The organism is Mitsuaria sp. CC2, from assembly GCF_048957715.1.
Classification (GTDB): Bacteria; Pseudomonadota; Gammaproteobacteria; order Burkholderiales; family Burkholderiaceae_C; genus Roseateles.
In genome coordinates, this window is record NZ_JARVXN010000005.1 from 170,096 (window position 1) to 194,103 (window position 24,008).

Annotated in this window: 18 protein-coding genes; 8 read left to right on the plus strand and 10 right to left on the minus strand. The window is 69.9% G+C overall.

The window, feature by feature from the left end; all coding sequences use genetic code 11:
• Positions 1 to 39 precede the first annotated feature (39 nt).
• From PV762_RS03310 to PV762_RS03330, 5 genes are all read right to left on the minus strand, one after another.
• The gene (locus tag PV762_RS03310) at positions 40 to 876 is read right to left on the minus strand and encodes a hypothetical protein (RefSeq protein ID WP_421033587.1); all 837 of its coding nucleotides are present in this window, start codon (positions 874 to 876) and stop codon (positions 40 to 42) included.
• Entirely contained in the window at positions 873 to 2,324 is a 1,452-nt protein-coding gene (locus PV762_RS03315) for an AAA family ATPase (protein ID WP_421033588.1), read from the minus strand. The genes PV762_RS03310 and PV762_RS03315 overlap by 4 nt, the downstream gene beginning before the upstream one ends.
• A 51-nt stretch (positions 2,325 to 2,375) precedes the next feature.
• Positions 2,376 to 3,800 carry a hypothetical protein gene (locus PV762_RS03320; RefSeq protein ID WP_421033589.1) on the minus strand — a complete coding sequence of 475 codons (1,425 nt, stop codon included), beginning with the start codon at positions 3,798 to 3,800 and terminating at the stop codon, positions 2,376 to 2,378.
• 132 nt (positions 3,801 to 3,932) lie between these two features.
• Positions 3,933 to 5,894 (minus strand): ATP-binding protein, encoded by a 1,962-nt coding sequence (locus PV762_RS03325; protein WP_421033590.1) that lies wholly within the window; start codon positions 5,892 to 5,894, stop codon positions 3,933 to 3,935.
• A 2-nt stretch (positions 5,895 to 5,896) separates the two neighbouring features.
• Positions 5,897 to 6,430, minus strand: coding sequence for a hypothetical protein (locus tag PV762_RS03330; RefSeq protein ID WP_421033591.1), 534 nt, complete (start codon positions 6,428 to 6,430; stop codon positions 5,897 to 5,899).
• Between the two features lie 384 nt (positions 6,431 to 6,814).
• On the opposite strand from PV762_RS03330, the gene PV762_RS03335 reads away from it, so the two are divergent.
• On the plus strand, positions 6,815 to 8,527 hold the full coding sequence (locus PV762_RS03335) for a long-chain fatty acid--CoA ligase (RefSeq protein ID WP_421033592.1): 1,713 nt from the start codon (positions 6,815 to 6,817) through the stop codon (positions 8,525 to 8,527).
• Between the two features lie 3 nt (positions 8,528 to 8,530).
• Here PV762_RS03335 and PV762_RS03340 read toward each other — a convergent pair whose 3' ends face one another.
• The 3 genes from PV762_RS03340 to PV762_RS03350 form a co-directional block, all read right to left on the minus strand.
• Positions 8,531 to 9,379 carry a DUF924 family protein gene (locus PV762_RS03340; RefSeq protein ID WP_421033593.1) on the minus strand — a complete coding sequence of 283 codons (849 nt, stop codon included), beginning with the start codon at positions 9,377 to 9,379 and terminating at the stop codon, positions 8,531 to 8,533.
• Positions 9,376 to 11,535 carry a prolyl oligopeptidase family serine peptidase gene (locus PV762_RS03345; protein WP_421033594.1) on the minus strand — a complete coding sequence of 720 codons (2,160 nt, stop codon included), beginning with the start codon at positions 11,533 to 11,535 and terminating at the stop codon, positions 9,376 to 9,378. Before PV762_RS03345 ends, PV762_RS03340 begins: the two co-directional genes overlap by 4 nt.
• Positions 11,536 to 11,629: 94 nt before the next feature.
• A complete protein-coding gene (locus tag PV762_RS03350; RefSeq protein WP_421033595.1) occupies positions 11,630 to 12,190 on the minus strand; it encodes a YaeQ family protein in 561 nt (186 codons plus the stop codon).
• 199 nt (positions 12,191 to 12,389) lie between these two features.
• Here PV762_RS03350 and PV762_RS03355 point away from each other — a divergent pair, with 199 nt between their 5' ends.
• The 4 genes from PV762_RS03355 to PV762_RS03370 all read left to right on the plus strand — a co-directional run bounded on the left by PV762_RS03355 (position 12,390) and on the right by PV762_RS03370 (position 16,571).
• Positions 12,390 to 13,058, plus strand: coding sequence for a hypothetical protein (locus PV762_RS03355; RefSeq protein WP_421033596.1), 669 nt, complete (start codon positions 12,390 to 12,392; stop codon positions 13,056 to 13,058).
• A gap of 19 nt (positions 13,059 to 13,077) precedes the next feature.
• The gene (locus tag PV762_RS03360) at positions 13,078 to 15,141 is read left to right on the plus strand and encodes a M3 family metallopeptidase (protein WP_421033597.1); all 2,064 of its coding nucleotides are present in this window, start codon (positions 13,078 to 13,080) and stop codon (positions 15,139 to 15,141) included.
• A 217-nt stretch (positions 15,142 to 15,358) separates the two neighbouring features.
• Positions 15,359 to 16,189 carry an SDR family oxidoreductase gene (locus PV762_RS03365; RefSeq protein ID WP_421033598.1) on the plus strand — a complete coding sequence of 277 codons (831 nt, stop codon included), beginning with the start codon at positions 15,359 to 15,361 and terminating at the stop codon, positions 16,187 to 16,189.
• 82 nt (positions 16,190 to 16,271) lie between these two features.
• Positions 16,272 to 16,571 carry a hypothetical protein gene (locus PV762_RS03370; protein ID WP_421033599.1) on the plus strand — a complete coding sequence of 100 codons (300 nt, stop codon included), beginning with the start codon at positions 16,272 to 16,274 and terminating at the stop codon, positions 16,569 to 16,571.
• 2 nt (positions 16,572 to 16,573) lie between these two features.
• Here the strand turns inward: PV762_RS03370 and rsgA are convergent, their stop codons facing one another.
• The gene (gene rsgA, locus PV762_RS03375) at positions 16,574 to 17,479 is read right to left on the minus strand and encodes a ribosome small subunit-dependent GTPase A (protein WP_421033600.1); all 906 of its coding nucleotides are present in this window, start codon (positions 17,477 to 17,479) and stop codon (positions 16,574 to 16,576) included.
• Positions 17,476 to 18,732: a M48 family metallopeptidase gene (locus PV762_RS03380; protein WP_421033720.1), complete on the minus strand. Its 1,257-nt coding sequence runs from the start codon at positions 18,730 to 18,732 to the stop codon at positions 17,476 to 17,478. The genes rsgA and PV762_RS03380 overlap by 4 nt, the downstream gene beginning before the upstream one ends.
• A 127-nt stretch (positions 18,733 to 18,859) precedes the next feature.
• Between PV762_RS03380 and orn the strand changes: the two genes are divergently transcribed.
• Genes orn through PV762_RS03395 form a run of 3 tightly spaced genes read left to right on the plus strand, consistent with a single transcriptional unit; the run spans position 18,860 to position 23,734 of the window.
• Positions 18,860 to 19,471, plus strand: a complete 612-nt coding sequence (gene orn / locus PV762_RS03385; RefSeq protein ID WP_421033601.1) for an oligoribonuclease — start codon at positions 18,860 to 18,862, stop codon at positions 19,469 to 19,471.
• 23 nt (positions 19,472 to 19,494) lie between these two features.
• Positions 19,495 to 21,426: a chorismate-binding protein gene (locus tag PV762_RS03390; RefSeq protein ID WP_421033602.1), complete on the plus strand. Its 1,932-nt coding sequence runs from the start codon at positions 19,495 to 19,497 to the stop codon at positions 21,424 to 21,426.
• Positions 21,368 to 23,734, plus strand: a complete 2,367-nt coding sequence (locus PV762_RS03395; protein ID WP_421033603.1) for a hypothetical protein — start codon at positions 21,368 to 21,370, stop codon at positions 23,732 to 23,734. Before PV762_RS03390 ends, PV762_RS03395 begins: the two co-directional genes overlap by 59 nt.
• Positions 23,735 to 24,008 lie beyond the last annotated feature (274 nt).

The window sequence follows — 24,008 nt, forward strand, 5'->3', positions numbered from 1 at the left end:
CATTCGTGGCGATGCCAAGCCCGGCGGCAAGACCTGGCCCTAAAGCAATCCCCACGTCCGCAGGAAGTGCCGAGTCATCCCCGCGAACGGCTGATCGCCGTCGGCGCGGCGGCGGATGCCGGCGAGGACCTTGGCCGCGTTCGGCGACGCCGGGTCCATCTCCTGGAACGCAAGAGCGAGGGTGCGCAGCAGGTCGTAGTGATTCCAGCGCAGCCGCAGCAGTTCCGTGCGGTTGAGTCCGAGCACCTCCTCAGCGGCCTTCGCGGCCGCCTTGGCCTTCGCCGAACGTCCACGCGGGATGAGCCAGACCTCGTTCGTGGCCTCGATCGCGTTCCACGACAGCAGCTTCTCGGGATCGACCAGGTAGGGGTCGGGCAGATGGGGCTGCTCGCCGGCGAAGAAGCGATTCAGCGACGCGTCCGTGGCGTCCGCGGGATCGAGGCAGAAGCTCGCGGCGAGCGTCGCCGCCTTGGCCGCGTCCGTCGGCTGCGCCGCGGGCATGCGCGGCGGCTTCAGGCGGGCGCCGGTCACGGGGAAGGTGTTGCCCTTGTACACCTGGTTGCAGACCTGGCAGCTGAAGGTGTAGTTGTCGACGCAGTACGCCAGCCACCAGTACAGATCCTTGGGGCGGAAGTGCTCGACATCGCCATGCGCGACCACCGCCGTGTCGGCCTCGCAGTACGCGCATTTCCCGGCTGAATCGCGCTTGAGCGCGGGCTTGGCGGTCGACCAGATCTGGCGCGCCTTGGGCTTGAAGTCGACCTCGCCGCCGTCCTCGTAGAAGTAGCCTTCGAGCTTGAGCAGCCGCTGCTGCAGCTTCGCGCCGGTGAACGCGCCCAGGCTCGCGGCGTCCCGGCCTCGCCGCAGGCGGATCACTTCGAACGCTCCACCCGCTTCACCGCCGCCTTCAGCCTGGTCGGCGACAGCGCGGGCGTTGCCGCGGCCGATGTCTTGGCGCCCTCGGGGGCGGGCTGCTTCCCGACTGTCGCCTTGGACTGCGGAGACTTTGCCGATGCCGACTTCGCCGCCTGTTTCGCGATCGTCGCCTTCAGCTCCTTCACCAGGGCGGTCTGCTGGCGGGCGTAGTCGGGCACCGCGTCCCACTCGGGCGCGACGCGAAGGACCTCGGCGCTGCGCTGCAGCTGCGCGCGCTCGCGCGAGGTCAACGCCTTGCCCTGGGTCCTGGTCTTCGTGTGCAGCTTGCGCGCCGTGTTCCTCGCGGTTTCCACCGCCACCGAATCCGTCGATTCCAGCCCGAACATCGGGCTCATCAGCAGCTGATGCAGCATCATGAGCCGCGGCTCGCCGACGAAGGGCACCAGCGTGGGTCGCTGTTTCGCGCCTTCGCGGCGGATGACGAAGAGCTCGCCTTCACCGCTCTGCTGCGCGGTCAGCGCGGAGTGCGTCGTCGCGATGAACTGGAAGTTCGGCAGCAGGTTCGAGAGAAAGTCCACCAGCTGCCGGCGCCAGACCGGGTGCAGGTGCAGGTCGAGCTCGTCGATCAGCAGCACGCCGCGCGTGGCCAGCGGATCCTTGCGGTCGGGGAAGGCTTCGGTGATGCGGAAGAGCAGGTCGCCGCACCAGGCCGCCATGTTCTGGTACCCATCGGACAGCTGGTTCAGCGGCACCTCGCCGTCGACGGTCTTGAAGATCAACTGCCCCGACGCCTTGTCGATGCGCGAGAAGTTCATGCCCCGCATCAGCTGGTTGAGGGCCGCGCGGATCGGCGCCAGCGCCGCTTCGCCGCGCCGGTAGTCGAGGTCCATGGCCCAGCGCTGCAGCGACACCAGCGACGCGTCGGGCGAGAACATCGAGGCCAGCGCGCGAGCACGCGGCGAACGCGACGAGCGCGCCGTGTCGTCCAGCGGACCGCTCGCGCGCTGGCCGGTCTCGGGCGGTCGGCGCGAGACGCCGTAGCCGAGCACGAAGTAATTGCGATCGGCATGCCGGATCGCCGCATCCAGTGCCTCCAGCGTCTGCGCGTTGCGCTCGAAGATCTGGCGCAGCCCGTCGCCGCGATGCAGCTCCAGCGCGATCTCGCGCCGTTCGCCCTTGGCGGTCACCAGCGTGCCGGCGATGCGGCATTGCCGCATGCCGTTGCGTATCCACGCATCGGCATCGCCGAGCAGCTCCGGCAGCGCCTCGCTGCCGGCGAGCAGCAGCCCGATCGCGCGCAGCACGGTGCTCTTGCCGCAGCCGTTCTCGCCGAGCAGCAGCGTCCAGCGCCGGTTCGTGCCGGCCGGCGCGTCCGGACCGGCGCCGAAGTCGATGGCCAGCGATGCCATCGAGCGCACGTTGGTCAGCGCGATCCGGGACAGGTACATGGGCGGGGCTCTCCGTGGTGGAGAGGGACTATAAGAGACGGCGGCCTTCGTTCAGCGCAGGCAAGGCACCACTTCCTCGTTGCTGAAGTCGTCGTGGTTCGCGATCGTCGTGAAGTTCCGGGTACCCGCCTCGGGCTGGCGCATCGTCAATGCACAACGCGGCGGGACCCAGAATCGATTGGCGCGGATCTCGACATCGTCGGGCGAGGTCTGTTGCGCCGCCATGCCGTTGACGGCCACGCGGATCTCCATCGATGTGTGGTTCAGTCTGTTGTCCCAGATCCTCGTCTTCTTGATCGGCCCGGAAGTGAGCCCGCTGCGGGTCAGGATCAACGGAACGCGGGTGAAGCGGTTCTCGTCGATGCTGGTATTCGAGGGCATGTCGATGACCACCGCCGGGTCCTCGTTCGCCTTGAAACCGATGCCTTCAAAGCTGTTTCTCCAGAGTGTCAGATCGCGAGGCGACAGGATCTGCGCCGCCGCGCGGGGGGAGTGCGCCGACGCCGGCCCAGCCGCGCTGACTGCGATCTGGTTGTACGCCATCTCGATGGGTGCCTGGCTCATCGACCGGATGGCGACCAGGTAGTGCCCCTGGTATTCAGCGTTGTCGCTGGGAGATGCACTCATCGCCTTGAGCATGGCTCGGGTGGGCGGGGCGATGTCCGGGGCTGATCGAACCGGGTTCTGGTCGGCATCAATGGCGCCGATGAGATTGCGCGTGATGCTGACCTGGGGAGCCTCTGCGTCGGCAGGGGCGCCCGCCGTATCGCTTGCCGTAACGCCTGCCGTATCGCCTGCCGTTCTCAAGTCGATGCCGAAGCCGGGCTCATCCTGGGAGCGCCACAACACGTTGCCGTCCACCGTGTGAGGACCGCGGGCGACGATCTGCGCCTCCCTGCCGACGGTGCCGACCAGGCCATTCCATCGCACCGTGGCCGGGTACTTGCCGTTCACCTCGATCCGCGTGTTGTACAGCTGCAGCCCTTCGATGAGGACACCGCTCGATGCGGATGCGTCCGTCGTGATCCTGGCCGGGACCGGGCCCGCGCTTCTCAGACGGGTATTGCCGGTGGGACTGCCGATGAGGCCGGACCCGCCGGGGACCAGCAGTTCCCCCGCGAAAGCGTAGCGACCCGATGGCAGGAAGAGGGCGGCTCCCTGCTGCTCCAGCTGAGCGAGTGCAGCGCGCAAGGCAGGGCCCTGGTCGGTGGTCGCCAGGCCGTCCAGGGGGAAGATGCCGAAGTCGGCGGCGCAGACCCGACGGGGAGGCTTCGCGATCGTGGCTTCCCACATCGGTTCCTCACCGCAGCGTGGCGGCGCCTGGTCGTGTGGCGGCAATGCGAGGTCGCGGGCGAGGACCGGTGAGGCCGCCATGGCCACGAGTGTCAGGGCATGAGGCACGAGCGATCTAAAATTGAACATGGACGGACTCCTTTTCAGCGCGGTGCGCAAGCGGCACCGCCCCTGGAATTCCATGTCTTTCACCTCGCGCCGACCATCACCCGGGTGTGCCGGGCAGGCACCGATGGCGCTTCTTCAGCGCTGCATGGCCACCACTTCGGGCGATCCGATTTCGGCGATGGAACGCCTGGGTCCGCCTCGGCCGCTTCAGGCCGCTTCAGGCCGCGCCGGCGACGGCGCCAGCGTCTGCAGGCACGCCCGCAGCGTCTCCAACTCCACCGGCTTGGCGAGGAAGGCGCTGATGCCGGCGTCGTCGGCCTTCTGGCGCGACTCCTCGAACGCGTCCGCCGAGAAGGCGATGATCGGCAGCCGCCCGCGCGGCGCCGGCAGTTCGCGCATCAGCCGCGTCGCCTCGAAACCGTCCATCTGCGGCGTGTGCAGGTCCATCAGCACAATGTCGAAGGGCTGCTGCCGCAGCGCGTGCAGCGCCTGCAGGCCGTTCTCGCACAGCGTCGCATGCTGGCCGAGCCGCTCCAGCATCGCCTCGATGACGATGCGGTTGGTCGGGTTGTCCTCGCTGACCAGCACGCGCAGGCCGGTGACCGGCTGCACCGGTCCCGCGGCGGTCTGGGTCGCGTGGGGGGCGCGAGGCGCGGGCGAGGCGTGGGACGCATGAGGCCCGTGCGCCGCATGCGACGCGTGCGACGCATCGGCAACACCTGGCACCAGCCGTCCCGGCGGCAGGTCCGCGCCCGCGCGAAGCGGCAGCGCCAGCGTGAAGCGCGCGCCCTGGCCCAGGGCGCTCTGCACGTGGATGTCGCCGCCCATCGCCCGCGCCAGCCGGCGCGAGATCTCCAGGCCGAGGCCCGCGCCGCCGTGGCGCCGCGAGGTGCTCGCGTCGCCCTGGCTGAAGCGCTGGAACAGGCGGGCCTGCGTCTCCGCGTCGATGCCGGGACCGGTGTCGCTGACTTCGACCATCAGCAGGTCTTCGCCCAGCGCGCCGACGCCGCATCGCATCTGGCAGCCGATGTGGCCCCGGTCGCAGAACTTCAGCGCGTTGCTCAGCAGGTTCAGCAGGATCTGTCTCAGGCGCGTCGGATCGGCCAGCACCCAGCCGGGCACGTCCTCGTCGACGCCGAAGTGCAGCGTCAGCCGCTTGGCCGCGGCCTGAGGCCGGCTCAGCGCCTCCAGTTCCTTCATCAGCGCGCTTGGCTGCAGCGGCTCGGGCGCAATCGACAGTCCGCCGGCCTCCATGCGCGTCACGTCCAGGATGTCGCCGAGCACCGCCAGCAGATGCCGCGCGCAGTCGTTCGCCGCCTTCAACTGATCCTGCTGCGTCGTGGTGAGCGGCGCTTCCTTGATCAGCCCCAGCATGCCGAGCAGCCCCTGCAGCGGCGTGCGGAGTTCGTGGCTCATGTTGGCCAGGAAGACCGTCTTGGCGCGGTTGGCCGCATCGGCCTCGCGTTGCGCATCGTTGAGGCGGGCGGCCAGCGCCTTCTGCTTATCACCGTAGCGCTCCAGACCGCGGAACTGACGGTAGATGACGGCCGCGAACAGCAACGCCATCGCCGACAGCGCCGCCGTCAGGCCCAGGCTGACGCGGCTCTGGCTGCGCACGATCCCGTTGCGGGTGCTGACGTCTTCGGCGACGTGGTGGGTCGAGGTCAGCGACAGCTCGCGGATCGGATCGGCCAGCGGTTCCAGCCGGTTGATGATCTCGGCGACACGCGCCGGTTGCTCGCGGATCAGCGCGCCGTTGAGCGGCAACGCATCGGCCCAGTGGACGAAGTCCTGCGTGCGCGCCAGCGTGCGCTGGTAATCCGGGTGATGCGCCAGCACGAGCGCGGCGTGTTCGCTCTCGATCAGGTTGAGCCGGCTGACGAAAATCTCGTAGCGCTGCGCGACCTGATCGGGATCGACCGCCACGCTGGGGCCGGCCGCCTGCTCCAGCGCGAGCCGCAGCTTCAGATATTCGGTCTCGAACTGGAACAGGCTCCAGACGAGGTAGTCGTCCTGGTAACGCCGCGTGCCGTTCAGCGCCTGGTACTGGCGCGCCTGCAGCCAGGCGACGCCTGCCAGCGCCAGCACCAGCAGCAGCCCCATCGCGGTGACGGCGACGCGCCAGCGACGCTGCTTGGCCGAGACGATGCGGGCGGCGTCGCGCGACATGCTCAACGCAGCTCCAGGTGGGTCAGCTGCCACGCCGAACGCCCGTAGAAAATGCTGTTGCGCAGCTCGGGCGCACGGTCGAACGGGTAGATCAGGAACAGCGGCCCCTTGTCGCGCACCGCCATGGGCTTGTCGTCGATCAGCCGCGCGACGATGACGTCATAACGCGCACTGTCGTCCGCGGGAATGCGCACGCGGTAGTCGTTCAGCGCGCGCGCCTCGATCGTGCGGCCCTGCGCGCCGGCGGCGGCGAGCACGTCCCGCAGCAGCGGGCCGGTGAACTTGCGCGGGCCCGGATACCAGGGCGTCTGCGTGCTGAAGCTCACCTGCGGCAGCTTCTCCAGCATCGCCATGTCGAAGGCCGCCCGGCCGTCACGGTTGGCGTTGCGCAGCGCGCCGCCGACGGTCAGGACGACCGGGCCGGCAGGCAGGTCCAGCGTCGGCTCGGCCGGGATCGCCCACGCCGTGGCGGCGGCGGTGGATCCCAGGACACAGGTCAGCAGCCCCAGCAGGGCGGAACGGCGCGCAATCGGCATGGACGGAAACACGGCCCGACGTCGCATCGCCACTTCCGTGTCGGAAACGGATGCCGTACCGGGCATTGGTGAAAGCCCGCATGCTACGCGCGGGGCCCAGGCCGAGCATCTACGGGACCACCCCAATGACGGGACGGAGTCTTCTTTACGCCACAGGTGGCGGCGGCTCGACTGCGGTCGGCCAAGCGCGGGCACTCCACGGTGCAGGGGGCAGCCCTCCGGGAACCCCCAGCACCCTTCCGGCCCCAGCAGCGCTCCCTGTCTTCCGGGGGGCGGCGCTCGCTGCCCTCTCGTGCCGCTGCGCTCGCCGTTGTCGCTGCGGTGACAAGGTGGGTGGTGAGACCGACTGAAGATCGGTCCAAACCAAAGACAGGAGACAGATCGATGACGCGCGTGGTCACCCCCCGTCCCGAGAACGCCGAGGTGCAGTACAGCCATTGGCCAGCCCGGCTGCCGCGGCGGCTGGCGATCCCCCGGACCTCGCTGTGGTTCAACCTGGAAGTCGCCGCGAACCGGTATCCGGACAAGGCGGCGACGCAGTTCCTCGGCGCGACGCTCAGCTTCCGCGAGATGCGCCGGCAGGCGGAGGCGCTCGCGGGCTGGCTGCGCGCGCAGGGCGTGGCCAAGGGCGACCGCGTGGCGCTGTTCCTGCAGAACTGCCCGCAGTACCTGATCGCCTTCTATGCGATCAACCGCGCCGACGCGGTGGTGGTGCCGGTCAATCCGATGAACCGCGAGGACGAGTTCGGCCATTACCTCACCGACCCCGAGACCAAGGTCGTGATCTGCAGCGGCGAACTCTCCGGCATCGTCGCGAGGGCGGCGGAGAAACTGCCCGCGGCGCAGCGCCCGCGCGCGGTGCTGGTGACGCAGTACTGGCAGATGCTGCCCCCCGCGGGACCCGATCCTGCCTGCGATGCGCCGGAGGCGATGCGTCACTGGCTGACCGCCGTGCACGAGCTGCCGCCGGGCGCGACCGACTGGCGCGAGGCGATCGCCGCCGGCCACGTGCCGGGACCGCACACCGCGGGACCGGACGATCTGGCGATGCTGCCCTACACGTCGGGCACCACCGGGCTGCCCAAGGGCTGCGTGCACACGAACGCGACGCTGATGTCCAACAGCTGCGGCGGCTGCCAGTGGGGCTACGCCAGCGCGGAATCGGTGGGACTGGCCGTGGTGCCGATGTTCCACATCACGGGCACGCTGTACGGCGTGCTGGGGCCGGTGTTCATCGGCATGACGCTGGTGATCATGCCGCGCTGGGACCGCGAGCTCTGCGGCCGGCTGATCTCGCGCTACCAGGTCACGCACTGGACCTGCATCCCGACGATGATCATCGACCTGTTCGCGAGCCCGAACTACAAGTCCTTCGACCTGCGCAGCCTGCGCTATCTGAGCGGCGGCGGCGCCGCGATGCCCAAGGCGGTGGCGGAGCGGCTGCAGGCGGAGTTCGGCCTGACCTTCGCCGAGGGCTACGGCCTGACAGAGACCGCCGCGCCCAGCCACGGCAATCCGCCCGAGCGCGCGAAGCTGCAGTGCCTGGGCATCCCGATCTTCGGCGTCGATTCGCGCGTCGTGGATCCGACGACGCTGGAGGAGATGCCGGTCGGCGAGGTGGGCGAGATCATCACCCACGGCCCGATGGTGTTCCAGGGCTACTGGCGGCAGCCGGAAGCGACCGACGCGGCCTTCGTCGAACTCGACGGCAAGCGCTTTTTCCGCACCGGCGACCTCGGGCGCATGGACGAGGAAGGCTATTTCTTCATCACCGACCGCCTCAAGCGGATGATCAACGCGAGCGGCTACAAGGTGTGGCCGTCGGAGGTGGAGATGCTGCTGTACCGCCACCCCGCCGTGCAGGAGGCCTGCATCATCTCGGCCAAGGATGCGTACCGCGGCGAGACGGTGAAGGCCGTCGTGGTGCTGCGCGCCGAGGCGAAGGGCAAGACCACCGACAAGGACATCATCGACTGGGCGCACGAGCACATGGCCGCGTACAAGGCACCGCGCATCGTCGAGTTCGTCGACGCCCTGCCCAAGTCCGGCTCGGGCAAGGTCATGTGGCGGCTGTTGCAGGAGAAGGAATCGCCGTAAGGCTCAGAACCGCGAACCGGGCTGCTTCAGGAACTCCAGCTCCTCCGGCGTGCTTGCGCGCCCGAGGATCTCGTTGCGATGCGGGAAGCGCCCGAACCGTTCGATGACGTCGCGGTGCTTGTACGCGTAGGCCAGCGCGTCCTTCAGTCGCGGGTCTTCTGCAGCCAAGGCCTCGAAAGTCGCCACGCTGCGGTCCTGCATCGCCAGATCCTCGGCATGCTCCAAGGGCATCGCCACGAACCAGCGCTCCAGCACGCCCAGCTCCGATGCGCGCGGCTGCAGTGCCAAGGAGGCCTCCAGCGCCAACGCGTCGCCGGCGAAGGACGTCGGCGTGTCACGATGGACGTTGCGCGTGAACTGGTCCAGCACCAGGATCCGCGCCAGCGCGCCCCAGGCCGTGGAGTCCCAGTCGCGCAGCCCGCCATGCAGGGCCTGGTCGATGACCGGTCCGAAGCGCTCACGCAATGCGGCGTCGAAGGCGGCATCCTTCTTGAACCACTTCATCTGGACCTGGCCGTCCTGCTCGCCGCCCGGCAGGCCGAACCATTCGTTGAGCACGCGCTGGGCCGGGGCGGGCGTCAGCAGGCGCTGCCAGCGCGGATGCCGCAGCAGCCAGTGCCGCACGTAGCTGCAGCCTGGCACCAGCTGCAGCGGGAACTCCGCCAGCCAGCGTGCCGCGGCCTCCACCAACTGCGCGGCCGCGCCTTGCCCGGTCAGCTGCGCCGGCACGCCGGTGTGCGTGATGATCAGTTGCTCGCCGTGACGCTCGTAGTCGAGCCGGCATTGCAGCCCGGGTTGCGGCTGCGCCAGAAAGCATCTCGCGTCAGGAAGATGCTGGATGACCAGGTTCAAGATGCGTCTCCACGAGAGGCCTCCCTGCCGAGTTGACGCCACAAGTAGGCGAACTCGAGGGCTTGCAACAACGCCCGCTGCCGGTTGTCCGCAGCGCCGCCATGGCCGCCCTCGATGTTTTCGTAATAGAAGCAGGTCTGGCCCAACGCCAGCATGCGTGCCGCCATTTTCCTCGCATGGCCGGGATGCACGCGGTCGTCGCGCGTCGAGGTGGCGAACAGCGCCCTCGGATACGTGACCCCCGCCTTGAGCTGCTGGTACGGGCTGTAGGCGGCGATGTGCGCCCAGTCGTCGGGCTCGTCCGGGTCGCCGTATTCGGCCATCCACGAGGCGCCCGCGAGCAGCAGGTGATAACGCTTCATGTCGAGCAGCGGCACCTGGCACACCACCGCGCCGAAGAGCTCCGGCCGCTGCACCATGCACGCGCCGACCAGCAGGCCGCCGTTGCTGCCGCCCATGATCCCGAGCCGTCCCGCCCGCGTCATGCCGTGGGCGATCAGGTCCTCGGCGACGGCGATGAAGTCGTCGAAGCTGCGCTGCTTGTGTTCGAGCGTGGCCGCCTGATGCCAGCGCGGGCCGTACTCGCCGCCGCCGCGGATGTTGGCGACGACCAGTTGGCCGCCGCGCGCCAGCCACGCACGGCCGTTGCCGCCGGAGTACCACGGCTGCAGCGAGACCTCGAAACCGCCATAGCCGTAGAGCAGCGTCGGCGTCTCCTTCTGCGCCTGCGCGTCGCGGCCGTGCCTGCCGATGACGAAGTAGGGGACGGTCTCGCCGTCCGCGCTGGTGGCGAAACGCTGCTCGACGGTCATGCCGTGGGCGTCGAACTGCGCGCCGCGCTGCTTGAGCGTCTCGCGGGTGTCGACGCCGGCCTGCGCCAGGCAGACGACGTCGGGCGTCAGGAAATCGCAGTAGTGCAGCAGGTAGCGGTCGCCGAGCGTGTCTTCGGGCAGTTCCGGGTCGTGCAGGCTCTGCACGCTGAGCGTACCGGGGAAGGGCGCCTTCACCTGGCGCAGCGTCGGCGGCCGGTGCGACAGGTCCCACTCCTCGAGCCGGCTCGCGACGTGCTCGCTGACGTTGATCAGCAGGTGGTGGCGCGTCAGCGTGTAGTCCTCGAGCGAGCGCCCGGCCGTCGGCGAGAACATCACCCGGATGTGCTTGTCGTGGCGCTCGTTCCTCCAGAACGACGCTTCCTCCATCAGCAGCAGCGAGCCCGACGGATAGGTCGGTCCGTGCGGGATGGCCCAGTCGGTGCGCGGACGCAGCAGCATCCACGGGCCTTCCAGGTGGACGCTCATGTCGCTGGGCAGGTCGATGGGGACGAACTCGCCGTCCCTCCAGAGGAAACGCGACTCGTTGTAGAAATCCAGCGCGCGGCTGAAGACGACGCGCTCGAAGCCCGGCGTGCGGTCCACCGAGGCGGAGACGGAAACGTCGGCTTTCTCGCCTTCGAAGATCACCGGTGCGGCGTCCAGCGGCGTGCCGCGCGCCCAGCGCCGGACCTGCCGCGGATAACCCGACTCGGTCAGCGAATCCGGGCCGAAGTCGCTGCCGACCAGCAGCGTGTCCGCGTCCAGCCATTCGACGTCGCTCTTGGCCTCGGGCACGAAAAAGCCGCCGTCGGCCGGCGCGATGAAGCGCAGCGTCTGCAGATCGAACTCGCGCAGCTCGTGCGCGTCGGCGCCGCCGTCGGACAGCGACACCAGGCAGCGCCGGTACTCGGGCGCCAGCGCCGTCGCGCCGTGGAAGACCCAGCTGCGGCCCTCGTCGCGGCCCAGCGCGTCCAGGTCCAGCACCAGGCGCCAGGGCGGCTCGGCCAGCTGGTATTCCTCCAGCGTGCAACGCCGCCACAGGCCGCGCGGATGGGCCTCGTCCTGCCACAGGTTGTAGAACCAGTCGCCACGGCGCGCGACATGCGGGATGCGGTCGCGGGCGTTGAGGATGTGCAGCAGCTTGTCGCGCACCGGCTCGAATTCAGGCTCGGCCTTCAACGTGGCGAGGGTGGCCTCGTTGCGCTCGCGCACCCACTGCAAGGCACGTTCACCTGCTTCTCCCTCGAGCGCTTCAAGCCAGAGGAATGGATCGTCCCCGGCAATCGCGTCTGCGGCGGCGGGAGCGCTGGGTTCAGTGGAAGCGGACGGCACGGATTGAGGCACAACGAGCTCCTGATCGATGTCTTGCCCCGCTCCCGCAAGCGGAAGAGGGCGGGGGTGAGGGCTGGGGTCTCCGCACCCCACCTTACTCCAGGTCTTACCCCTCGCGGTCCTTCAGCAACTGCGGCGTGATCTCCACCGCGCCCTTGTCGGTGCTGACGTACGCCGTCCCGTCCTGGATGCTGACCTGCCACTGCATGCCGCGCTCGGCCAGCGCGGCCAGGGCCTGGGCCTGCTCCGCCGGGATCTGCCACACCGCCAGCTTGGGCGTGCGCTGCAGCTTGTTCTGTATGCCGGCCCACCACACCGGCGTGCTGGACGCGTAGCCGATGACGGTGACGCGGTCCGCCCTGCCGTGCGCCTGGCGCAGCCGACGTTCGTCGGGCTGGCCGAGCTCGATCCAGTGGACGACCTGGCCGGTCAGGTCGAGCTGCCACAGCGGCGGCTCGTCGACGTCGGACAGGCCCTTGCTGAACTCCAGTTTGCCGTGCAGGTCGTCGGCCGGCACGTTCAGCGCGTAGGCCAGGATGCGCAGCATCATCCGCTCGTCGGTCTCCGACGGGTGGCGGGCGACGGTCAGGGAGTGCTCGCCGTAGACGTGGCGGTCCATGTCGGAGAGTTGCAGCTGGGCTTTGTGGATGGTGGCCTTGAGCGCCATGGTGGGGTGCCGCCTGGCGGGCGGTCGTGTTCGGGGTGGACGGCCCGCCGTGCGGGCTGCACGCGGGCCGGAAACGATCTGAAGCCGCGCATTATCCGGGTCGTGGCATCATGCCGACCCGCACAGCGGACCGGTCGCGAGCCGGACGGTCCGACCCGACGAGACAGCGCCCATCCGGCGCAATGACTTGAGAGACGACATGAACACTCTTCGCACCTCCCTCGCCGTCGCGGCACTGCTGGCCTGCGGTCTGGCCTCCGCCCAGACGAGCGGCCAGACGAGCACGCCGGCCAAGCCCGCCGCCAAGCCTGCCGCCGCCGCCCCCGCCGCCAAGGGCGGCAAGGGCAAGCTGATGACGCGCGACGAACTGCGCGCGTGCATGACCTCCAACCAGCAGAACGAAGACGCCGGCGCCGAGCTCGACAAGAAGAAGGCCGTGGTCCTGAAGGAGCGCGACGAGCTGCAGTCCTCCAAGGCCGAGTCCGACAAGTTCGAGGCCGACATGCAGGCGCAGGGGACCGCCCTGAAGACCGAGATCGACAGCGTGAAGGCTTTCGGCGCCGAGATCGAAGCCGGTGCCGCGAAGATGGAAAAGGCGGAGCTCAAGGCCAAGCAGGAGGAGTACCAGGCTCGCGCCAACGCCCTGCAGCCCAAGATCGACGCCTTCAACAAGGCGCGCAACGACCGCATCGAGGTCAACAAGGCCTTCAACGTCCGCGTCGACGCGCACCAGAAGATCGCCGACGAGTTCAACGAGGCCGTCGAGGACCTGAACGACAAGCGCAATGAATGGAAATTCAAGTGCGCGAGCCGCTCGTACGACGAAGCCGACGAGATCGCGATCAAGAAGGAACAGAACAAGAAGTGATGAGGAAGGGGCAGACCCGATGAGCACCCACCTGCTGTCCAACCCGCTGCTGTCCGCCTGGACCGGTCCTTACGGGCTGCCCCCGTTCGACGCGATCCGCGCCGAACACGTCGAACCCGCCTTCGAGGCCGCGCTCGCCGCGCATCGCGCCGAACTCGACGCGATCGCTGCGAATCCGGCATCGCCGGACTTCGACAACACCCTGGCCGCGCTCGATCGCTCGGGCCGCGCGCTGACCGCGCTGGAGCACCTGTTCTCGACGCTCAGCGCCTCGGCCAGCTCGCCCGAGCTGCAGGCCGTGCAACGCCGCATGGCCGCGCCGCTGGCGGCGCACACCAACGCGATCTACCTGAACGCCGCGCTGTTCGAGCGCGTCGAACGGCTCTTTGAACAGCGCGCGTCGCTGGACCTGCCGGCTGAATCGCTGCGGCTGCTCGAACGCGTGCACCTGGACTTCGTGCGCGCCGGCGCGCGGCTGCGGGGCGACGCCCGTGCGCGTTACGCCGCGAACATGGAGCGTCAGGCCGAGCTCAATACCCGCTTCGCGCAGAACGTGCTCGCCGACGAGAGCGGCTATCAGCTCGTGCTGCGTGGCGAAGCGGAACTGGCCGGCCTGCCGGACTTCGTCCGCGCTGCCGCGCGCCAGGCCGCGCTGGACCGCGGTCAGACGGAGGAGGGCGCGCATGTCGTGACGCTGTCGCGCTCGCTGATCGTGCCCTTCCTGACCTTCAGCGAACGCCGCGACCTGCGCGAGCAGGCCTGGCGCGCCTGGGTCGGCCGCGGCGAAACCGCCGGCGAGACCGACAACCGCGCGCTGGTGCGGGAGCTGCTCGCGCTGCGCCACGAGCAGGCCGCGCTGCACGGCCATCGCAGCTTCGCCGACTACGCGCTCGCCGACACGATGGCCGGCCGCCAGTCCGCCGTGCAGGGCCTGCTGGACCAGGTCTGGGAACCGGCCAAGGCCGCCGCCGCGCGCGAGCGCGCGATGCTCGACGAGGTCCGCGCGCAGCTCGGCCACGACCTGACGATCGAGGCCTGGGACTGGCGCTGGTACGCGGAGAAGGTCCGCCAGCAGCGCTTCCAGCTCGACGAGGCCGAGGTCAAGCCCTACTTCCCGCTGGAGGCGATGGTGCAGGCGATGTTCGACTGCGCCTCGCGGCTCTACGGCCTGCGTTTCGTCGCGCAGCCGCAGGTCGCCGGCTACCACCCGGACGTGAAGGTCTACGAGGTGCAGCGCCCGGACGGCTCGCTGCGCGGGATCTTCGTCCAGGACAACTTCGCGCGTCCGACCAAGCGCAGCGGCGCCTGGATGAACGCGCTGCGCTGGCAGGCCCGCAACGGCATCGATGCGCTGCCGATCATCCTGAACAACAACAACTTCGCCAAGGGCGCGCCGGGCGAGCCGACGTTGCTGTCCTTCGACGACGTGCGCACCCTGTTCCACGAATTCGGCCACGGCCTGCACGGGCTGCTGTCGGACGTGAGCTTCGAGCGCCTGTCCGGCACGCAGGTGCTGCGCGACTTCGTCGAGCTGCCCTCGCAGCTGATGGAGCACTGGATGGCCGAGCCCGCGGTGCTCAAGCAGCACGCGCGCCACTACAAGACCGGCGAGCCGCTGCCCGACGCGCTGCTCGACCGCCTCAAGGCGGCCGCGACCTTCAACCAGGGCTACGAGACGGTGCGCTACTGCGCGTCGGCGTTGGTGGACCTGGCGCTGCACGCACAGGAGCACGCCGACGTGGCGGATCCGGTCGCCTTCGAACGCGAGACGCTGGAACGCCTGGGCCTGCCGCCGGCGGTCGGGCTGAACCACCGGCTCACGCACTTCCAGCATCTGTTCTCGGGCAGCTATTACGCATCGGGCTACTACGTCTACCTGTGGGCGGAGGTGCTGGACTGCGACGCCTTCGAGGCCTTCGTCGAAGCGGGCGATCCGTTCGACGCGAAGACGGCGCAATCGCTGCTGGCCAACATCCTGGCGGTCGGCAACAGCCGCGAGCCGGGCGCGACCTATCGTGCCTTCCGCGGACGCGATGCGCGCGTGGAGCCCATGCTGAAGGGCCGGGGACTCATTCCCGCCTGATCCCGCGCTGATCTCCGCCCGACGAGGGCCCCTGAGGGGTCCCTCGTTCCTGGCGTTGATCCCGGACGGCCAGCCCGTTCATCGCGCTCACCCGCCGTTCGTCACCCGCCGTTCGTCAGCCGCCGTTCGTCAGCCGCGGCGACGGGTTGGGCGCAGAGCGCGCCAGCGCTTCAGCCTTGCGTCAGCCGATTTCCGCCTTGCTCCCTATGATGGGGGGATGGACTCTGCCCACGCCGCCCTCGATCCCGTCGCTGCCGACGTGACGACTTCGCCCGAGGTCGTGCCGCTCGCCGCGGCGACGCCCTCCCAGCTGCGGTTCGCCGCCGTGACCGGCGCCGGGTCGGGCATCGGCCGCGCCGCCGCGCAGGCGCTGATGCAGGCCGGCTGGCAGGTCGCGCTGCTCGGCCGCCGCGACGAGGCGCTGCGCGAGACCGCCGCCTTCGCGCCCGAACGCGCGCTGGTGCTGCCCACGGATGTCGCCGACGAGGCGCAGGTCGCCGCCGCCTTCGACGCGATCGAGCGCCGCTGGGGCCGGCTCGATTTCCTGTTCAACAACGCCGGGCGCGGCGCGCCTGCGTCGGACATCGATGAGCTCAGCATCGAGACCTGGCGCTCCGTCGTCGACATCAACCTGACCGGCAGCTTCCTGTGCGCCCGGGCGGCCTTCGGGCTGATGAAGCGGCAGACCCCGCGCGGCGGACGCATCGTCAACAACGGCTCGATCTCGGCGCACGCGCCGCGGCCGGGCTCGATCGCCTACACCGCGACCAAACATGCCATCACCGGCCTGACGAAGACGCTGGCGCTGGACGGCCGCAAGCACGACATCGCCGCCGGTCAGCTCGACATCGGCAATGCCGCGACCGATCTGACCGAACGCTTCGTGCACGGCGTGTCGCAGGCGCACGGCGGCACGATGGTCGAACCGCGCATGGACGTGGCGCACGCGGCCAGCGCGCTGCTCTACATGGCGGAATTGCCGTTGTCGGCCAACGTGCCTTTCCTGACGGTGATGGCCACCAAGATGCCCTACATTGGCCGGGGATGAATTCCGGGGAATCCAGGGCGTGATCAGGGCGTGATGGCCCGGCGGGCTTGAAACCGCGAGATCGCCCCGATCTGAAGAAACGATGAACGCTCTCTCCACGCTCTTCTCGATCGCCGCCCGCCTCGTGCTGGCGGCGGCTTCCATCGTGCTGTTCCTGGTCGTGCTCGCGGCCGGGCTGGTGATCTTCGGCGTCGTGCTGCTGTGGAGCCTGATCCGCGGCCGCAAGCCGACGCTGCACACGGCCACCTTCCAGCGCGCGGCGCAATTCCGCTCGCAGGCGTTCCGGCCCGGTGGCATGAACGGCAATCGTGTGCCGCCAGGCGAGGTGATCGACGCCGAAGTCCGCGAAGTCCCCAACGTGGATCCGCGCCTGGAGCGTTGAACTCAATACTTCGGCGGTGCGCTGAGTTCGTCCCAGAGTTCGTCGTAGATGCGGTAGCGCGAGGGGCTGATCTTGCCCGCCTCGACGGCGACCAGGACCGCGCAGCCCGGCTCATGCCGGTGGCTGCAGTTGTGGAAGCGGCACTCGCCCAGATAGGGCTGGAAATCGGGCATGTAGCTCGCCAGGTCCGGCGCGGCGATCTGTCGCAGGCCGAATTCCTGGAAGCCCGGCGAGTCGATCAGCGCATTCCGGCGCTCCGTGTCCATCCAGTACCACTGCGTCGTGGTCGTCGTGTGGCGCCCCGAGTTCAGCGCCACCGAGATCTCGCCCACCTGCGCCTTCGCATCGGGCACCAGCAGGTTGATCAGCGTGCTCTTGCCCGTGCCGCTGGGCCCCAGCACCAGCGTTGCCTGGCCGTGCAGCATCGGCCGCAGCGTCTCGCCCGCCTCGTCGGGACGCCCCTTGAAACTCAGCTCCAGCACGTTCTGACCCATCGCCTTGTACGGCGCGAGCCGCTCGCGCGCCGCGTCCGCACCGGGCAGGTCGGTCTTGTTCAGCACGATGTCGGCGGTGATGTCGGCGCTGCGCGCCGCGATCAGCGCGCGCGTGAGCTGGGATTCGGAGAACTGCGGATCCACCGCCACCAGGATCAGCAGCCGGTCCAGGTTGGCGGCGAAGCTCTTGGTCTTCCACTCGTCCTGGCGGAACAGCAGGTTGCGGCGCGGCTCCACTTTCTCGATGACGCCTTCGTGATCGCTGCTGCGCACCCAGCGCACGCGGTCGCCGACGACGCAATCGCTCTTCTTGCCGCGGGTCAGGCAGTGGATGCGCTGGCCGTCGTTGTCCTCGATGACGTAGTGACGGCCGTGTCCGCGCACCACCAGCCCGGTCTGGACGTCCTTGCTCATGCCGCGTGCCCCGCGATCGCCGCCAGCCGCTCGCTGGCCGGCGGATGCGAGTAGTAGAAGCGCGCGTACACCGGGTCCGGCGTCAGCGTGCCGGCGTTGTCCTCATGCAGCTTGAGCAGCGCGCGGGACAGGTCGGCCCCGCTGGCCTGCGCGCAGGCGTAGGCGTCGGCCTCGAACTCGTGCTTGCGCGACCACAGCGAGGTCAGCGGCGTCAGGAAGAAGGTGAGCGGCGGCAGCGCCAGCATGATCAGCAGCAGCGCCAGCGCGTCGTTGGGGGCGTCCAGGCTGGGCCGCACCCCCAGGGCGAGGTAGAAGCCCGTCTGCGCGCTGAGCCAGCCCAGCAGCGCGAAGCCTGCCAGGCTGAGCGCGAACATCAGCACCATGCGCTGCAGCACATGGCGGCGCTTGAAGTGGCCGAGTTCGTGCGCGAGCACGGCTTCGACTTCGGGCGGATCCAGCCGTTCGAGCAGCGTGTCGAAGAAGACCACGCGCTTGGCCGCGCCCAGGCCGGTGAAGTAGGCATTGCCGTGCGCCGAACGCCGGCTGCCGTCCATCACGAACAGGCCCTTGGCCGCGAAGCCGCAGCGCTGCATCAGCGTCTGGACGCGCTCGCGCAGCACGGCGTCCTCCAGCGGCTTGAACTTGTTGAACAGCGGGGCGATGACGGTGGGATAGATCACCAGCATCAGCAGGGTGAAGCCCATCCAGGCGCCCCAGGCCCACAGCCACCAGAGGCCGCCGGCCTTTGCCATCAGCCACAGGATCAGCGCCGCGATCGGCAGGCCCAGCAGCGCGCCGACCGCCATGCCCTTGGCGCCGTCGACGAGGAACAGCTTGAGCGTCGTCCGGTTGAAACCGAAGCGTTCTTCGAGCCGGAAGATGTTGTAGATCGACCAGGGCAGGTCCAGCGCGCCGGACAGCACCGAGAACGCGGTCAACAGTCCGAGCTGGTAGCCCATGTCCCCGAGCACCGGACGCCATGACAGGGCCCACTGGTTGAGCAGGTCCAGCCCGCCCAGCAGCGTCCAGCCGATCAGCAGCGCGGTGTCCCAGGCCAGGTGCAGGGTGCCGAAGCGGCCGCGGGCGACGGTGTAGTCCGCCGCCTTCTGATGCGCCGACAGCGGCACGGTGCCGACGAACGCGGCGGGAACCGCGCCGCGATGTCGCGCCACATGGCGCATCTGTCGCGAGGACAGCCACAGCTTGACCAGGAAGGACAGCATCACGGCGGCGACGAAGGCCGCGGTCAGCATGAGCGGGGACTGGCTGAAGCCCGAGGTCGTCGGGGCGGCGGCGAGCGCCGCGGGAGAGATCTGCATGGACGCAAGTGTAGAGGGGCGCGACTCGGCGACAATCGCGCCCAACCTGAAGGACGACCCCATGACCACCGACACCACCGCCGTCTCCGCCGCGCCCGCTGCTGGCCCCGGTGCCAACCCCGTGCTGCCCCTCAACGACCAGAACCTGATCTGGATCGACCTCGAGATGACCGGCCTGTACCCGGACAAGGACCGCATCATCGAGATCGCCGTCGTCGTCACCGACGCGCAGTTGACGGTGCGCGTCGAGGGCCCGGTCTTCGCGGTCCACCAGTCCGACGCGATGCTGGACGGCATGGACGCCTGGAACAAGGGCACGCACGGCAAGAGCGGCCTGATCGACCGCGTCAAGGCGTCGACCATCAGCGAAGCCGACGCCGAGCAGCAGGTCATCGATTTCCTGAAGGCCTACATCCCCGCGGGCAAGTCGCCGATGTGCGGCAATTCGATCTGCCAGGACCGCCGCTTCCTGGCCAACTACATGCCCAAGCTGGAAGACTTTTTCCACTACCGCAACCTGGACGTGTCGACGCTGAAGGAACTCGCGCGCCGCTGGAAGCCCGCCGCGATGGAAGGCTTCAAGAAGGCCCAGAAGCACACCGCGATGGCCGACATCCACGAATCCATCGACGAGCTGCTCCATTACCGCGCGCATTTCCTGAAGCTGGACTGAGCCCGGCTGGAACACCGCGACCGATGGACACCCCGCGCCGCCCGCAGGACCTGTGGGCGGCTTTCGATTTCCCGCGCCATCCGCTGGCGCGCGAGGACGGCGAACGCCTGCGTGGCGCCTTCTTCGCGCCGCCGGCGGAGCGCCTGATCGCGCGCGATCCGGACCGCCTGCGCGCCGTGCTGCGTCTGGCCCATGCCGCGGCGCGCTCGGGCGCGTGGGTGCTGGGCGGGCTGCGCTACGAGGCGGCCGGGGCGCTCGATCCCGTGCTGCGCACGCGCCCGGCGGGCGAGGCGCCGCTGGCGGAGTTCCATGTCTGGCATGACGCGCCCGAAGCTTGGCCGGAGGACCTCGCCGCGAGCGGGGCGAGGCGCGCGCATGCGATGACGACGTGGTCCGACACGCAGGGCGAGGCCGACGAGCAGGCGCAGGTCGAACGCATCCGCGCTTACATCCGCGACGGCGACTGCTACCAGGTCAACCTCACGACGCGTCTGAACGCCGAGGCGCTCGACGGCTTCGACGAGGTCGACCATTTCTTCGCGCTGCACGCGTCGCAGCCGGGCGGGTTCTCGATGTTCCTGCGCGTCGGCGACGATGGTGACGGCGGAGCCGTGTCCAGCGTCTCGCCGGAACTCTTCTTCGACTGGCGCCCGCTGCCCGAGCCGCCGCAGGCCAGCCACACCTGGCTGCTGTCTGCGCAGCCGATGAAGGGCACGGCGCCGCGAGGTCGCGACCGCGTCGGCGACGAGGCCGCACAGGCCTACCTGCGCACCAGCGCCAAGGAGCGCGCCGAGAACCTCATGATCGTGGACCTGCTGCGCAACGACCTGTCGCGCGTGGCGGTGCCCGGCTCGGTGCGCGTGCCCCGGCTCTTCGAACTGCATGCGCTGCCGACGGTCTGGCAGATGACGTCGACGATCAGCGCGGTCACGCGTGGCGGTCTCGCGCTGGACGAGGTCATGGCCGCGCTGTTCCCCTGCGGCTCCATCACCGGCGCGCCGAAGAAACGTGCGATGGAGATCGTCGACGCGCTGGAAGCCGGTCCGCGCGGCTGGTACTGCGGTGCGCTCGGGCTGCTGCAGCCGGGCGGGGCGGTGACCTTCAACGTGCCGATCCGCACCGTCGAACAGAGGGGGCGGTCGCTGCGTTGCGGGGTCGGGAGCGGCATCACCCTGGACTCGCGCCCGGGCGACGAGATCGACGAGTGGCGCGCGAAGGCGCGTTTCCTGACGCGCGCCCAGGCACCCATCGAGGCGCTGGAGACGATGCGGCTCGAGGACGGCGAATTCGCCCGCGCCGGCCGGCACCTCGCGCGGATGCAGCGCACGGCGCGGCATTTCGGCCTGGCGTGGTCGGCGGACGCGGCGAAGGCGAATCTCTTCGATATCGCGCGGCATCATCCGCGCGGCGCTTGGCGCGTCCGGCTGACGCTGGCCCGTGACGGCACGTTCCTGCACACGGCGCAGCCTTTGTCCGCACCGGCGTCGACGGACCCGTCCGCGCCGCTGAGGGTGGCGCTGGCGCGGACCCCGATCGACACGCGCGGTCCGGCGGCGGAATTCATCCAGCACAAGACGACGCGCCGCGAGGTGTACCAGGCCTTCCTGGACACCCAGCCGGCCGACTGTGTCGACGTTGTGCTGTTCAACCGGGACGGCGAGCTCACCGAGGGCTGCCTGACCAACCTCGCGCTGCAACGGGCGCCGGACGGGCCGTGGCTGACGCCGCGTGCCGAGGCCGGCCTGCTGCCCGGCACGCTGCGCGAGGAGCTTCTGGAACAGGGCCGGCTGCGCGAGGCACGGCTGACCCTGGACGATCTGCGGCGGGCGCATGCGCTCGCCATCTTCAACGGTGTCCGCGGCTGGCGTGAAGTGCGGCTGCGGCACGAGGACTCCCATGACGACGACTTCCCAACGGCGCCGCCCGGCGGCGCGCAAGACCCGACCGGTCGATGAATCGGCCGCGCCGGCCGCGGCCGATGCCGCCGTGGACGCGGTGATCGAGCCCGCGATCGACCCGGTCGCCGAGGCCGTGCCCGCCCCGGCGAGCGACGCTCCCAAGCCCGCGCGCAAGCGGACGGCCCGCGCGAAGGCGCTCGATGCGGCGCCTGCGCCTGCGCCCGCTTCGGTGCCCGAGCCCGAGCCCGAGCCCGAGCCCGAGCCCGAGCCGATCGTGGCTGCGGCCTCTGTTGAAACGGCTGCTGCGGCTTCCGCCGACGTCGACCCCCCGGCACCGAAGCGTCCGGCACGCAAGCGAGGCGCGGCGCCCAAGGCTGCGGCCGTCGAAGCGGCTGCCGCGGTGACCGAACGGCCTGAGACGACGGAGACTGCTGAGGTCGCCGTGGCGTCGGACGAGGAGGCCGTCGTCATCGACGAGGACGCCGCCGGGGCGGCGCCCGCCCGCAAGAGCCGCCGCAAGCCGAAGCCCGAACCGGTGGTGGAAGAAGTGCCGGCCGAGCCGCCGCGTTTCACGCTCGGCGCGCGTGAAGACGACGGTGTCTTCGGCGACTACGAGTTGCGCGACGGCGAGACCGGCGGCACCTTCCGCCTGCGTCTGCTGGGGCGCAAGACCTGGCGCTGCGACTGCGCCGGCTATCGTGAACACGGCGCCTGCGAGCACGGCGCGCAGCTGCTGTCGCTGTTCGACGAGGCGCAGCACGAGGCCCTGGACGCCGGCTGGCCGGCGCGCGAAGCCGAGGTCTGGCTGGTGCCGGGTGACGAGCGCGAGCTGCAATGGGTCTGCGGCCGCGAGGTGCCGCAGCGCCTGCGCGACCAGTCGGGCCTGGACGACCAGCATCGCCGCCGCGCCGAGGGCGGCCACGCCTGGCTGCAGCAGGTGCTGAGCGACGCCCGCGCGCTGGGCGTGGTGCTGCGCGTCGATGCGCCCGTATGGCCGCAACTGGCCTGCGGCCGCGATGCGCAGGCGCGCGTGCAGCGGCTCGAAACCTTGATGGCCGATGGCGCCGCGATGCGCGCACTGCTGCGCGAGGCGCTGCCGACACATGCGTGGGAAGCCGCGATCTTCGCCGTCTGCGCTGGCCGGGCGCTGATCTCCGACGACCTGGGGCTGGGCCAGCGTGGCGCCGCCATCGCCGCGATCCAGCTGTGGGCGACGCTCTTCGGCGTGAAGCCCGCCGTGGTCATCGCGCCGGAAGCCGCGCACGCCGCCTGGCAGCGCGACCTGAAGCGCTGGCTCGGCGACGATGCGAAGTCGGTGACGGTGGCCGCCGCGCCCCCGCCCAAGCCGCAGCCCGCGCTGCTGGTGGTCGACGGCATCGAATTGATGGGCGCCGATCGTCTGGCCGCGCTACGCGCGTTGCCCGCCGCTCAGTTGCTGCTGATCGCGCACGAGGAGCCGCTGGTCGACGCGCGCCTGGGCGAGTGGGTCGAATGGCTCGACGACATGCGTCGCGGGCCGCTGTCCGATCTGAGAGTGCTGCCGGACGACGCCGGCAAGCGGGTCAGGCGCGACGCGCTGGAACCCGTGCTGTTGTCGCGCCGCAAGCGCGAACTGGACGAGCGGATGCCCGCCGCGCTGCTGACGCCGTTGTGGCTGGACGGCGCGGGCTCGACCGGCGCCAGCCTGCCGGCCGCGCCGCTGAAGCAGCTGCGTCAACTGGTCGAACGCTGGCACGCGCTGCGCTTCCTCTCCAGCGCCGAACAGCAACAGCTGCTGGAGGCGCTCGCGCTGCTGCCGCCGGCTTCGCGCCAGGCGCTGGCCGCGAAGGCGGAAGCCGTGCTCGGACTGCGCCGCGAGTGGATCCAGGCCTCGGCCGTGCCGGCCGCCGCGCGGTTGCTGATCTGCGCGCGGTCGGAGACGCTGCTGGACAGCCTGTCGATGTCGCCGCAGTTGCGCCGCCTGCCGCCGCAGCGCTTGCGCGCGGGCGACACGCCGGCGCTGCGCGAGGCGGCGCTGGCAGCCTGGCGCGGTGCCGAGGCCGGCGTGCTGCTGGCCAGCGACGACGCGCTCGGCAGCCTGGACGAGGGCGCGCTCGCCGGGGATCGCGTCGCGATCGTCCATGCGGATCTGCCGTGGCAGCCCGACGTGCTGGCCCGCCGCGTCGAGGCGGCCTGCGGGGGCGACGCCTGCGGCGTCCCGTCGGCGCTGCTGCTGATCGAGGACTCCCTCGACGCGGCCGTGCTGCGCGCGCAGCGGGACGATCTCGTGTTCCCCGACTGGCTGGATGCCACACCGGCCTGGCTGGACGGCGATCAACTCGACGCGTTGATGGTCGTGCTGCCGAAGCTGTTGGACGCGCTTTGACGGACCGCCCCGGTGTTCCCGACCCCGGCCCGCCCGCGGGATCGGGCGGGTTGCCTGCAATGATGTGCTAGGTGAAAACCCCGAATGCTGTTATAGTCGTGGTCTTCACCGCTTCTGGCGGTGCTTCGTACGTCTCCTCTGACCTCTTGCAGACCGCTGCGTCGGGCATCCGAATGGACTCCCACGCAGGCTCCGGCTCTCCGCCGCAGCTGTTTCCCGCCACGGGGAGCGCGCACTGCATGCCCTCGGGTTCGGTCGGCGGCGATGCCGTCGC

What these genes read in the sequence shown, in the direction of transcription:
- PV762_RS03315 (WP_421033588.1), bottom strand. Translation starts at nt 2,324, where the DNA reads ATGTACCTGTCCCGGATCGCGCTGACCAACGTGCGCTCGATGGCATCG.
- PV762_RS03320 (WP_421033589.1), bottom strand. Translation starts at nt 3,800, where the DNA reads ATGGAATTCCAGGGGCGGTGCCGCTTGCGCACCGCGCTGAAAAGGAGT.
- PV762_RS03325 (WP_421033590.1), bottom strand. Translation starts at nt 5,894, where the DNA reads ATGTCGCGCGACGCCGCCCGCATCGTCTCGGCCAAGCAGCGTCGCTGG.
- PV762_RS03330 (WP_421033591.1), bottom strand. Translation starts at nt 6,430, where the DNA reads ATGCCGATTGCGCGCCGTTCCGCCCTGCTGGGGCTGCTGACCTGTGTC.
- PV762_RS03335 (WP_421033592.1), top strand. Translation starts at nt 6,815, where the DNA reads ATGACGCGCGTGGTCACCCCCCGTCCCGAGAACGCCGAGGTGCAGTAC.
- PV762_RS03350 (WP_421033595.1), bottom strand. Translation starts at nt 12,190, where the DNA reads ATGGCGCTCAAGGCCACCATCCACAAAGCCCAGCTGCAACTCTCCGAC.
- PV762_RS03355 (WP_421033596.1), top strand. Translation starts at nt 12,390, where the DNA reads ATGAACACTCTTCGCACCTCCCTCGCCGTCGCGGCACTGCTGGCCTGC.
- PV762_RS03360 (WP_421033597.1), top strand. Translation starts at nt 13,078, where the DNA reads ATGAGCACCCACCTGCTGTCCAACCCGCTGCTGTCCGCCTGGACCGGT.
- PV762_RS03365 (WP_421033598.1), top strand. Translation starts at nt 15,359, where the DNA reads ATGGACTCTGCCCACGCCGCCCTCGATCCCGTCGCTGCCGACGTGACG.
- PV762_RS03370 (WP_421033599.1), top strand. Translation starts at nt 16,272, where the DNA reads ATGAACGCTCTCTCCACGCTCTTCTCGATCGCCGCCCGCCTCGTGCTG.
- rsgA (WP_421033600.1), bottom strand. Translation starts at nt 17,479, where the DNA reads ATGAGCAAGGACGTCCAGACCGGGCTGGTGGTGCGCGGACACGGCCGT.
- PV762_RS03380 (WP_421033720.1), bottom strand. Translation starts at nt 18,732, where the DNA reads ATGCTGACCGCGGCCTTCGTCGCCGCCGTGATGCTGTCCTTCCTGGTC.
- orn (WP_421033601.1), top strand. Translation starts at nt 18,860, where the DNA reads ATGACCACCGACACCACCGCCGTCTCCGCCGCGCCCGCTGCTGGCCCC.
- PV762_RS03390 (WP_421033602.1), top strand. Translation starts at nt 19,495, where the DNA reads ATGGACACCCCGCGCCGCCCGCAGGACCTGTGGGCGGCTTTCGATTTC.
- PV762_RS03395 (WP_421033603.1), top strand. Translation starts at nt 21,368, where the DNA reads ATGACGACGACTTCCCAACGGCGCCGCCCGGCGGCGCGCAAGACCCGA.